The sequence below is a fragment of the Shewanella sp. SR44-3 genome (assembly GCF_014163735.1).
Classification (GTDB): Bacteria; Pseudomonadota; Gammaproteobacteria; order Enterobacterales; family Shewanellaceae; genus Shewanella.
Window position 1 is genome coordinate 1 of the sequence record NZ_JACJDV010000060.1, and the last position, 12,087, is coordinate 12,087.

The window sequence follows — 12,087 nt, forward strand, 5'->3', positions numbered from 1 at the left end:
GAAAAAAATGTACCTAAACAAGGCGCTGAGCAACAAGAATTAGAAAGGCAGAAATTAGCGCAGAAGACAGTCACATGTGCCGCGAAACAATGCCAAGCTCAAGGAACGCAGCAGCCGGCACTCAAGGTGGCTGAACATATACAGGTTATTGGCCGTCGTCCAAATCCGATAAGTCACAACAGCCAAGGGCGTTATGATATCGATCAAGGCATGCTTGAGGATTACCGTTTTGGCAATGGTCATCTCAATGAAATGTTAGGTTTGTTGCCTGGAGTACAATTTTCTGAGCAAAGTTATGCCACAGAGCAGGTGAGTAATATTAAACCTAGCGAAGTGTCCATCGCTGGCGCTCAAGGCTATCAGTCTGGCTACTTAATTGATGGGGTGAGCAATAACTCACGCTTAAGCACAGGCAATGATGAGGCTGATCGCAATTTACTGCAAGATGTTTCAGGCCACAGCCAGGCAAGTTTTATCAATGTGCAGACACTAGACAGCATAGAAGTGTACGACAGCAATATTCCGGCGCAATATGGTCAATTTTCTGGTGGTTTAGTTAAGGTCAATACCAAAGAAGCTGGTGATAGCCCAAGTTGGCGGTTAAATTACCGCCAAACATCTGATGACTTTGTGCGCTATAACCCAGTTTACGCCGCTGATTATAATGGCAGTGATACCTTGGCGTTACCAAGCTTTGAAAAACAAGATGTTAGCGCGCTATTTTCTACTCCGATAACAGAAAATAGCGGTGTTTTACTGCAGTTTCAGCAGCTCACATCCACAGAAAGTAAGCGCCAATTGGGGCAACTCAAGCCGCAGACGCAAACCAATACCAATGGTTTTGTGAAGTATCATCATCAGCTAACTGCCCAAGACACGCTAACCGTTTCTGGCATGTATGCACCCTACCAAGGGCAGTATTTTGATGAATACGCCAGAAACAGTGATTTCACTGTAGATGGCGGCGCCTGGTCATTATTACTCGACTGGGAAAGCCGTAGCGATTGGCTTGACGTTACCACTAGCCTGTCCTGGCATGAAAGCCAAAACAGTAAGCAGGCGCCAAGCTATTGGTTGAGCTGGGAAACTCTTAAAGGTAAAGAGTGGGGCGCTATTATTGATAGCCGCACCAGCAGTGAAGGTGGTTATGGTGATATTGATAAAATTCAGCGCAGTTTAAGCGTAAAGCAAGACTATCAACTGGCGCAAACCAGCTTGTTTAACGGTGTCGGACAAACAGTGTTTGGCGCTGAGCTACTTAAGCAAGCGTCAGAGTTTAATCGTCTTGAAAATAGCGTCTTGTATAACGGCATTGTGGTCAATCCTCAAATTGACTGTAATGGCTACAACGTAGATTGCGCGCCGACACAATACCTTATGTCCCTTGAGGCACTAGCGGCGCAGCTAGGGCGGCCATTGGTGCTGACTAATATTGATGACTTGTTGATTTATCAGCAAAATATCACTCAAGTTGGGCAGTATTTTCAACGGCGTCAGGTCACGGAAGCAGGGCAAGCCCAAGCTAGGGTTCACTCATTTTCTCTGTATGGTGAACAGCAGATCAGCTGGCCTTATTTGGCGCTCACCCTAGGGCTAAGGTATGAGCTGAATGACTTTTTAAATCAGCATAATGTAGCGCCACGTTTTCGCGGCGCCGTAGACATTTTTGATGATGGCGACAGCGTGCTGATTTTCGGTGCCAATCGTTATTATGATGCTGACTTAAGTCATTACAAGTTAGAACAAGCGATCCAGCCGAGTTTCGATGAGGTCAGAAATACCTACCAAAACAGACCGTTGCACTGGGAAAGGCTGCTAAAAACCCAAGGCGCTCAAATAAACTATGATGCAATAGATACGCCTTTTAGTGATGAATTATCGCTAGCGTTTCGACAGCAAGTGTTTAATGGCACGTTAGAAGCTAAATGGCTTAAGCGGCTTAACAAAGATCAAGTGAATGAAATCAGAGGCTTTAATGAGCAGGGCAGTGCTGTACTTCATGCGATGAACAATGGCAGCAGTGAATATCAGCGTTACAGCTTGTCGTGGATGGGCCGTTTTGAGCAGCAACACCTAGAAATTAACTTATCTTATGCCTCTAACACCACGGATGCGGCAAGCTTTGATGGCAGTCCGTTTTTCATTGAAGCTGGTAAGCAATACCTGGATTTTAACTACCGTGATTCTGAGTTGGTATTTTTGCAGCAACAACAAGCCGATCCTACGGCTGCAAATCCAAATAACATGAAAACCGTCAATACCTTAGTCACCCGTGATGACATGGATTATCAAAGGCAAGATTTTAATCGCCCTTATATTGCCAACATCAGCTGGGGAGGGAGCTGGGGTAATTGGCATCTGTCAGCCTATGCAAGATACAACAGTGAACAGGAGGTTATTTACAGCACAGGTCGCAGTTTACCCTTCAAGGATGCCACTGAAATTTGTGCAAGTTGTGAAGCGAGCGCCAAGGAGTATCCCTTGTACGAGAAGCACACACGCCCCGGTTTTTGGCTGCTCAGTGGCGGCCTCAAATACGATGTTTTTATCACCCCGGCTCACCAAGTGACCTTCAGTTTCGATGGCGAGAATTTACTCAATAGCCGTACTTATCAAGTTGGGCCTTCGGCAACGGGCACTGAGCTCGGCCGCCGCTTTTGGCTTGGCGTGAGCTATCAACACTAACTTTTAACATCAGTTATTAATATTAATAAGGTTTTATATGAAAAATAATCAACACACAATGCGCAGTCTTCTTACCCTACTAGCGCTAGGTTTATGTACTAGCACCCAGGCTGATAGTATCGATGAGAGTCAGTTACTTGATGCCAATACTGCCAGCCATGTTTGCTACCGCGCAGAGGATGATATTGGCAGTCGCCAGTGGCTAGAAAAAGCCGATATTTTTTATCAAGCATTGGCGGATGCCGCAAAGGCTAAGCAATCTTTATGCTTAGCATTAACCAATGATGCACAGCGTAAAGAAGCGCGGGCTTTAGTTGCATTAGATGCCACTAAGCGCACCGTGATATGGCAAATTAAGTAACCTTTCTAGCAGGCGGTCATCACAGAGCCCTGACGTATGCTTTATGATGACCGAGTATCCCATGAATATTATCACCACTTGGCTGTTAGCCATTTTTGTCGGCGCCGCTTTGGCTGGCATAGCATCTGCAAAATTGTTGTCTGCATCTATGTCCGCCGCTCCATCTTTAGCTCAAAGTGATGCGTCTATTTCACTGCGACAACAATACCTTAAACCAGCAGAGTATTGGCCTAGACCTATCCTGGATGATGGCGTTGAGCATAGGGAACTTGGCTTATTGCCTCTGCCTATTTTTCCCATAGATAACCCTTTCTCCGTTGCAAAAGTAACCTTAGGTGAAAAGCTGTTTCATGATCCACAGCTGTCAAGCTCAGGACAAATTGCCTGTGCTAGCTGCCATGACAGAGATTTAGGCTGGGCAGATGGCCGTGAGTCTTCGTTTGGCCATAATCGTAGCAAAGGCAAACGTAATGCCCCTAGCATTGAAAATGTGGCTTATTTTAGCGCTTTCTTTTGGGATGGCAGGGCAACAAGTTTAGAGCAGCAAGCTTTAATGCCCATTACTGATCCCAATGAAATGAATCAGAGTATCCCTAAATTAATCGATAAATTACAAGTGGATAAAGAATATGTCGCAGGTTTTAGCCAAGCATTTTCTGACACTAAGATAACCCCTGAACGGCTAGCCAAGGCGATTGCCACCTATGAGCGCAGTATTATTTCCCCCCCAAGCCCTTTTGATTCATTTTTACGGGCAATTAGCGAGACTTCGCCACAGCGAAGGGCTCAGCGTGCCAGTGCGATGTCAGATGAGGCTATAGAAGGGTTACATTTATTTCGCACTCAAGGTCGCTGCTTAAATTGCCACAACGGCCCACAATTCACTGACGGTAAGTTTCACAATTTAGGTCTGACATACTATGGTCGTGAGTTTGAAGATTTAGGCCGCTATTTAGTGACTAAAAAACCTGAAGACGTAGGAAAAGCAAAGACTCCAGGCCTTCGGGGCGTGATGAATACCGGTCCTTGGATGCATAACGGTTTTTTTAGTGATATGGACGGGATTCTCAATATTTATAATGCAGGTGGTGCTCGGCAAACCTATGATGAGAATGATCCGCTAGCGCCAACGGTATCTGTGCATATAAAACCCTTAAACTTGACCTTTGAGCAACGTAAAGCCATCAGGGCATTTTTAGCATCTATCACCAGTTTCCCGGCACAAGGGCCCTATTGGCGCCTGTTTTCTGAGCCAGAATCGCAACAAACGGAATAACTATTTACTGTCTAGTTAATGGTTTAGCTGGCGAGTCAACGCCCTAGGGGCGGAGCCCTGTTTATCGATTATCAATTCGCGCGCCTTGCGCAATGTCACATTTAGCTGGCTAATCCCATGTAGATCACACTTTGATAATGCAAAGCTGCTGCGGGCTCAAGTTCACTGCCCTTTATTGATCCAAGTCACTAAAAAGTATTAAAGGCGCATGTAACATACCTTTTTGATGGGTGCGACATATTGTCGCAGATGCAAAAATGCTTGGAGGCAATGTGCAGTTGGCGAAAATAAATCACAAGAATATCAGCCGCTTAATATTATGCGTGGCTCTTTTGCTCGGCATCATCTTCCCTGCTGCGGCATTATTTGTCAGCCCCGCAAAACCCGCCATGCCTGAAATTCAAGCACTATTCCCCACTGCCAGTAGCATAAGTGAAAAACAAGGTGAGCCTGCTATTTGGACGGTTCATCAAGGTGAGGAGGTGTTAGGTTATGCCTTTGAAACCAATGATATCGCTAAAATTCCTGCCTATTCAGGCGAGCCTGTCAACATGCTGGTGGCTATAGATGCCAAAGGGCAATACTTAGGCGCTAAGGTGCTCGAGCATCACGAACCCATTATTTTGGCGGGTATTCCAGAAACTAAATTGTGGCAATTTACCGATCAATACCCAGGTCTTCATGTTAAAGACAGGATCAAGGTTGGCGGTAATGCCAGCCAAGGCACTATCGCCATTGACGGCTTATCGGGCGCGACTGTCACTGTAATGGTGATGAATGTCGCTATTACTAAAGCGGCCACTAAGGTGGCGCAATCCTTGGGGCTAATTGAAATTAAAAAAGGCATTATTCAGCCCTTATCAAGCATTAAGCTCGACGTGTTTGCTAAAGCTGATTGGCAGACCCTTACTGGTGATGGCTCAATTCGTAAACTCTATTTAAAACGTGCAGCCGTTGATGAAGCCTTTATGGGCACAGAGGCTGAGCACGTAGAAGAGGCCAGCGCGTCGCAAAAACAGGAGATGTTTGCCGAAATCTATTACGCCTTATTGGATGTGCCGACTATTGGCAAAAATTTACTCAGTGAGGCGGATAACGCTTGGCTGGTTGAGCCACTGGTTAAGGGTGAGCATTTATTGGTCCTCATGGGCAATGGCTATTCTTTTAAAGGTTCGGGTTATGTGCGCGGCGGTATTTTCGATCGTATTCAACTGCACCAAGGGGATGAGGCTATCTCATTTCGCGATCTTGAACATAACCGCTTGACGGATCTTGCCATCGAAGGTGCGCCGCACTTTTCTGAAATGTCAGTGTTTCGCATTCAAGAGCATTATGAGTTCGACCCAGGTGCATCTTGGCAGTTAGAGCTGTTAGTGCGCCGCCAAACGGGACCTATTGATAGCCTATTCACCAGCTTTAAGGGCGATTACGACATGCTGCCCAAGTATGTGGATACACCAGCGGCGATTATGCCCGAGCCAGAGCGCAGCTTAATCGAGCAAGTGTGGTTTGAAAAACGCTATGAAGTGGTTGCGCTTATTATAATGATAATCGTGCTGCTGCTGATTTTATTCTTCCAAGATGTGCTGGTGCGTCACCCAACCTTTATCCATAACCTGCGCCATGGTTTCTTAATTGCCACCGTGGTGCTGGTCGGCTGGACTTGGGGTGGGCAGTTATCTGTGGTGAATGTGTTTACCTTCTTGCAATCCTTAATGGGTGATTTCTCATGGGATTTGTTTATGTTAGACCCGATTATTTTTATTCTTTGGTGTGCCGCTGCCGTAACCATTTTGCTCTGGGGCAGGGCCGTGTATTGCGGCTGGTTATGCCCTTTTGGTGCGCTGCAGGAACTGGTTAATCAGTTTGCCCGTTTTGTAAAAATCCCCCAATTTGAATTGCCCTTTGCGGTGCATGAACGGCTTTGGGCCATCAAGTACCTTATTTTATTGGCGCTTTTTGGTGTGTCTTTGGATTCGTTAGCCATGGCGGAAAAATTGGCTGAAGTTGAGCCGTTTAAGACCACCTTCTTACTTAAATTTGACCGTGAATGGCCTTTTATTCTGTGGGCAAGCCTGTTGATTTTAATCAATCTGGTTAATCGTAAAACCTTCTGCCGTTATTTGTGCCCACTGGGCGCTGCGCTTTCGGTTAGCAACAGTGCACGCTTATTTAACTGGCTTAAGCGCCGTGAAGAGTGCGGCACGCCTTGTAAAACTTGTGCCACAGAATGTGAAATTCAAGCCATTGAACCTAATGGAGTGATCAATATGCGCGAATGCCATTACTGTCTCGATTGTCAAATTACCTATTTTAACGATGAAAAATGTCCGCCACTTAAAAAGCTGGCTTACAAGAAAAATAAATACAAAGAGCAGCAAATTGATGCGGTCAATGTGGCCAGTTAATGATGTGATGAATGACTTTTGTGATACCCCAAAACAGCAAGTGTAATGCTGATGTTTTAATACTATGGAGATAAAAACGATGAGCGAGAATAGCGAGAATAAGAGCCTTGAACTCCAAGACTCAAGCCGCCGCAGCTTTATGGGGCGCTCAGCCCTGATTGGCGCTGGCGCCGTTGCCGCGCCAATGACGGCAGCCATGTTTGCCTCTATGGCAAAAGCACAAACCCAGACTCAAGGCGCTAGCGCCGTAGTGCATCCTGGTGAGCTTGACGAATACTATGGTTTTTGGAGCGGCGGTCACTCAGGTGAAGTGCGAATTCTAGGTATTCCTTCGATGCGTGAGCTGATGCGTATTCCAGTATTCAACATAGACAGTGCTACAGGCTGGGGTATTACTAACGAAAGTAAACGCATTAAAGGTGACAGTGTTCATCTGATGACAGGTGATTCCCATCATCCTCACATGAGTATGACCGACGGTAGCTACAACGGTAAGTACGTGTTCATCAACGATAAAGCCAACTCACGTGTGGCTCGTATTCGTTGTGATGTGATGAAAACCGATAAGATGATCACCATTCCAAACGTGCAGGCCATTCACGGTTTACGGGTGCAAAAAGTGCCTTATACCAAGTATGTGTTCTGTAATGGTGAGTTTGAAATCCCCATGAATAATGATGGTAAAGAGTCACTTGAAGATGTGTCGACTTATCGCTCATTATTTAATGTGATTGACGCCGAAAAAATGGAAGTGGCTTTCCAAGTGATGGTTGACGGTAACTTAGATAACACAGACGCAGATTACGACGGTAAGTACTTCTTCTCCACCTGTTATAACTCAGAAATGGGCATGAACTTAGGTGAGATGATCACCGCTGAACGCGACCACGTGGTGGTATTCAGTCTAGAGCGCTGTTTAGCAGCACTAAAAGCGGGCAAGTTCACTAACTACAATGGCAACAAGGTCCCGGTACTTGATGGCCGTAAAGGGTCTGACTTAACCCGTTATATCCCAGTGCCAAAATCCCCTCACGGGATTAACACGGCACCAGATGGCAAGTACTTTGTCGCTAACGGCAAGTTATCGCCTACGGTTTCTGTGGTTGAAATTGCCCGTTTAGATGATGTATTTAGCGGCAAAATCCAGCCAAGGGATGCCATTGTTGCTGAGCCAGAATTAGGTTTAGGGCCACTGCACACCGCATTTGATAACAAAGGTAATGCATTTACCACCTTGTTCCTCGACAGCCAAATCGCTAAGTGGAATATTGAAGATGCGATCAAGGCCTACAAGGGCGAGAAAGTCAATTACTTACGTCAAAAGCTTGATGTGCATTACCAGCCAGGCCATAACCATACATCGCAAGGTGAAACCCGTGATACTGATGGTAAGTGGTTGGTTGTGTTATGTAAATTTTCAAAAGACAGATTCTTGCCTGTGGGGCCACTTCGTCCAGAAAACGATCAATTAATTGATATTTCTGGCGATGAAATGAAGCTGGTGCACGATGGCCCGACTTTCGCTGAGCCACATGATTGTATGATAGTGCATCGTAGTAAAGTGAAGCCGCAGAAGTTGTGGACCCGTGATGATCCTATGTTCGCTGACACTGTCGCCATGGCTAAAAAAGACGGCGTCACCTTAGAGATGGACAACAAGGTTATCCGTGAAGGCAACAAGGTGCGTGTTTACATGACCTCTATTGCACCCAACTTTGGCATGAATGAATTTAAGGTCAAGCTTGGGGATGAAGTGACGGTTGTGGTGACTAACCTTGATCAGGTCGAAGACGTGACTCATGGTTTCTGTATGACTAACCACGGGGTGCAGATGGAAGTGGCGCCACAGGCTACAGCCTCTGTGACCTTTATCGCCAATAAACCTGGGGTGCAGTGGTATTACTGTAACTGGTTCTGTCATGCACTGCACATGGAAATGCGCGGCCGTATGTTAGTGGAAGCGTAAGCCCTAAGCGCAAGGATTAAGAGATGCTCTCTTAATCCTTGCGCCTTTTTGCATTAGGGTTGAGTAATTTAGCAATTACGGCTCCAGTTTTTAATGAGCCAAACCGTTAAATCGTTAAGCAGGGAGTCTACGATGGCGTTAAGCGTCACCCATCATTGCATTAGCCGAGGCCAATCATGAAGCCTTATTCACTCTTGGCTAGGTTGCTTTGTTACAGTTCAGGCCTATTGCTATTAGCACTGCTATCGCCACTGGCGTTTGCAGCCATTATCGATGTTACCCCAGAAGATAAGCTGCAAACCATACTTGATACCGCGAAAGACGGTGATGAGCTCATCTTAGCTAAAGGCATATATCGAGGTAATTTTGTGGTGCCCCGAAGCATTAGCATCAAAGGCAATGGTGAGGCGATTATTGATGCCAACGGCAAGGGTCATGCGCTATTACTGACTAATTCTCATATCACGGTGGATGGGCTTAACATTCAAAACTGGGGGCAAGATTTAACCGCCCAAGACTCAGGCATTTATTCAGATAAACAAGCCAGCCATATCGTGCTCAGCAATAATCATCTTCAAGGCAGTGGTTTTGGAATTTGGTTGCAAAAAGGCCAGCACATTAAGGTGCTGGGCAATACCGTAATAGGCAATGAGGCGCTTCGCTCATCAGACAGAGGCAACGGCATACAGCTTTCTATCGTGCAAAACGTGCTGGTAAAAGGCAATGATGTTAGCGGCACCCGTGACGGGATTTACATTATTTCAAGTCAACATAACGTGATAGAAAACAATAAAATGCATAACCTTCGCTACGGGGTGCATTATATGTATTCCCACAGCAATAAGGTGATGAATAACCGTGCATACGCTACCCGCGCAGGCTATGCCTTAATGAGCTCGCGCCTACTTACTGTGACGGGCAATCAAAGCGATAACAGTGAAGATTACGGTTTTTTACTGAATTTTATTACCTCATCCACCATCAGCCATAATCGGATCACCAATGTGTGGACCAAGCCTGAAAACAAGGTCTTAGGCCGCGATGGTAAGGGCTTATTTGTCTACAACAGCGCCTACAACACCCTAAGCCACAATCTAGTGCAAACCGCTGAAATTGGCATACACCTCACCGCAGGATCTGAAAACACTAAAGTGTATGCTAATAGCTTTATTAACAATCCCTTACAGGTGAAATACGTGGCCAATCGCGAAGAAGAGTGGAGCCTTGATGGGCTTGGCAATTACTGGAGTAATTACCTTGGCTGGGATCTTAATAATGACGCCAGAGGCGATACCCCTTTTGAGCCCAATGATGGCATAGACAAGCTAGTATGGCAGTACCCAGAGGCGAAAATCTTGCTCGATAGCCCTGCCATTTTAATGCTGCGCTGGGTGCAAGACCAATTCCCTGTGCTTAAGCCTGCAGGGGTAAAAGACAGCTTCCCATTGATGCAGCCCTTGGTGAGTTCACATAGTGAACCACAAGATTTTTCCACACTTGCCAGCGCGCAAGTATCTTCCACAGCCACAGGTGATCCCCAATGAGTGCTTCAATCGTATCCTTACGTCAAGCAAGTAAAGCCTATCAAGGCCAACAAGTGTTGACTCACATTGACCTTGAGTTAGCCCCAGGTGAAGTGCTGGGATTATTTGGTCACAATGGCGCCGGTAAAACCACCATGATGAAGCTTATTCTTGGCATTATGCCGCCAAGTCAAGGCAAGGTTGACGTCTTTGGTGTCGACCCTATGTCAAAGCAGGCATGGCTTGGCAGGCGTAACATTGGTTATTTACCTGAAAACGTGAGTTTTTATGATGAGCTTACCGGCAAACAAGTGCTTAATTACTTTGCACGGCTGAAATCTGTGGATAAGCAAAGCGTTTTAGCGCTACTTGAGCAAGTGGGCCTAAGCCATGCCATGAACCGCGCGGTAAAAACCTATTCTAAAGGCATGAAGCAGCGCCTAGGGCTTGCACAGGCATTTTTAGGCGAGCCTAAATTATTACTCCTCGATGAGCCCACAGTGGGGCTTGACCCTATCGCCACCAAAGAGTTTTACCAAAGCGTTGATAAGCTTAAAAGTGCGGGCGCCAGCATTATCTTATGCTCCCACGTACTGCCTGGGGTTGAGCAGCACATAGACAGAGCCTTAATTCTAGGCTCAGGTAAAGCGCTTGCCATGGGCACCTTGAGTGAACTTAGGCTGCAGGCTAACTTGCCTGTGGCTATTCGCACCCATGGCTTAAACGGCAGTTTACAGCAAGATGCCGCGCTCAATGGCTTTATGGTGGGGGCAGATTTACTCCACGTCAGTGAAGCGCAAAAAATGGCGGTGATGCGCCAATTACTGAGCCTAGAAAGCCTTAAAGACATTCAATTAGAGCCGGCGGACTTAGGCTGCTTATACCAACATTTTTTAAGCCAAGATGCAGATAAAAACCCAGCAAAACCACATTCTGCTAAAGAGAGGGCACAGCCATGAACCCAGTTATCGCCGTTGCAATTAAAGAGTTTCAAGATGGGCTGCGTAATCGCTGGTTAGTGTCCATTACCGCTATTTTCGCCATCTTATCCTTGGGGCTGAGCTACTACGGCTCGGCGGCATCCGGTGAGCTTGGGGTGGCCTCTTTATCGGCGACCATTGCCAGTTTATCAAGCCTGGCTGTGTTTCTAATTCCGCTGATTGCCTTGTTGCTGAGCTATGACAGCTTCGTCGGTGAGCAAGAATCAGGCACCTTATTGTTATTGCTCACTTACCCCTTAAGTCACAACCAGTTGTTAATCGGTAAATTTTTAGGCCAAGGCAGCATCATCAGCCTAGCGACTATTTTAGGCTTTGGCAGCGCGGCGCTGTTACTTGGCTTTCAGCTTGAATTTGCGCCCGTGCTCGCCTCCTTTGGGCTATTTATTCTCACCGCCATCTTGCTGGGGTTAAGCTTTATGAGTATCGCCTATGTGATAAGCCTAAGCGTCGCCGAAAAGTCTAAAGCGGCGGGCATCGCCCTTATGGTGTGGTTTGGTTTTGTGTTGGTGTTTGATTTAGCCTTATTGGCCGTGCTGGTGGGGGTGAAAGAGGGGCTTGATCAACACAGCCTAGTGCAAGTGATGCTGTTTAACCCAGGGGATTTATTTCGCTTAATCAATCTGTCCGTGCTGGACACAAAAGATGTTAACGGCGTATTGGCCGTGGCCATCAACTCGGGCTGGTCCACGCCAGCGCTGCTGGCCATGTTAGCGGCATGGGTAGCGCTGCCCTTAGGGCTTGCTGCGGTGATTTTTAATCGCAAAACGCTCTAGTTAATAGCTGATAGTTAATGGTTAATCGTTAATAGTGAATAGAACGGTCGATAACCGATAACAAATAACAAATAACAAATAACAAATAACAACG

At 46.4% G+C, this 12,087-nt stretch carries 8 protein-coding genes; all 8 read left to right on the top strand.

Going from position 1 to position 12,087, the window contains the following annotated elements:
• Positions 1-2,685, top strand: a 2,685-nt coding sequence (locus H5073_RS17265) for a TonB-dependent receptor (RefSeq protein ID WP_182680804.1), incomplete at its 5' end; no start/stop codon positions are given.
• 37 nt (positions 2,686-2,722) lie between these two features.
• Entirely contained in the window at positions 2,723-3,046 is a 324-nt protein-coding gene (locus tag H5073_RS17270; RefSeq protein ID WP_182680805.1) for a hypothetical protein, read from the top strand.
• A gap of 61 nt (positions 3,047-3,107) precedes the next feature.
• Positions 3,108-4,322: a cytochrome-c peroxidase gene (locus H5073_RS17275; protein WP_182680806.1), complete on the top strand. Its 1,215-nt coding sequence runs from the start codon at positions 3,108-3,110 to the stop codon at positions 4,320-4,322.
• Positions 4,323-4,579: 257 nt separating this feature from the next.
• The gene (gene nosR / locus H5073_RS17280; protein WP_182680807.1) at positions 4,580-6,730 is read left to right on the top strand and encodes a transcriptional regulator NosR; all 2,151 of its coding nucleotides are present in this window, start codon (positions 4,580-4,582) and stop codon (positions 6,728-6,730) included.
• Positions 6,731-6,809: 79 nt separating this feature from the next.
• Complete coding sequence (nosZ, locus tag H5073_RS17285) at positions 6,810-8,696, top strand: TAT-dependent nitrous-oxide reductase (protein WP_182680808.1); 1,887 nt, start codon at positions 6,810-6,812, stop codon at positions 8,694-8,696.
• Between the two features lie 176 nt (positions 8,697-8,872).
• On the top strand, positions 8,873-10,240 hold the full coding sequence (locus H5073_RS17290) for a nitrous oxide reductase family maturation protein NosD (protein WP_182680809.1): 1,368 nt from the start codon (positions 8,873-8,875) through the stop codon (positions 10,238-10,240).
• Complete coding sequence (locus H5073_RS17295) at positions 10,237-11,178, top strand: ABC transporter ATP-binding protein (RefSeq protein ID WP_182680810.1); 942 nt, start codon at positions 10,237-10,239, stop codon at positions 11,176-11,178. The genes H5073_RS17290 and H5073_RS17295 overlap by 4 nt, the downstream gene beginning before the upstream one ends.
• The gene (locus H5073_RS17300) at positions 11,175-11,993 is read left to right on the top strand and encodes an ABC transporter permease (protein ID WP_182680811.1); all 819 of its coding nucleotides are present in this window, start codon (positions 11,175-11,177) and stop codon (positions 11,991-11,993) included. Before H5073_RS17295 ends, H5073_RS17300 begins: the two co-directional genes overlap by 4 nt.
• The last annotated feature ends 94 nt before the right edge of the window (positions 11,994-12,087 follow it).

What these genes read in the sequence shown, in the direction of transcription:
- H5073_RS17290 (WP_182680809.1), top strand. Translation starts at nt 8,873, where the DNA reads ATGAAGCCTTATTCACTCTTGGCTAGGTTGCTTTGTTACAGTTCAGGC.
- H5073_RS17295 (WP_182680810.1), top strand. Translation starts at nt 10,237, where the DNA reads ATGAGTGCTTCAATCGTATCCTTACGTCAAGCAAGTAAAGCCTATCAA.
- nosZ (WP_182680808.1), top strand. Translation starts at nt 6,810, where the DNA reads ATGAGCGAGAATAGCGAGAATAAGAGCCTTGAACTCCAAGACTCAAGC.
- H5073_RS17270 (WP_182680805.1), top strand. Translation starts at nt 2,723, where the DNA reads ATGAAAAATAATCAACACACAATGCGCAGTCTTCTTACCCTACTAGCG.
- nosR (WP_182680807.1), top strand. Translation starts at nt 4,580, where the DNA reads ATGCTTGGAGGCAATGTGCAGTTGGCGAAAATAAATCACAAGAATATC.
- H5073_RS17275 (WP_182680806.1), top strand. Translation starts at nt 3,108, where the DNA reads ATGAATATTATCACCACTTGGCTGTTAGCCATTTTTGTCGGCGCCGCT.
- H5073_RS17300 (WP_182680811.1), top strand. Translation starts at nt 11,175, where the DNA reads ATGAACCCAGTTATCGCCGTTGCAATTAAAGAGTTTCAAGATGGGCTG.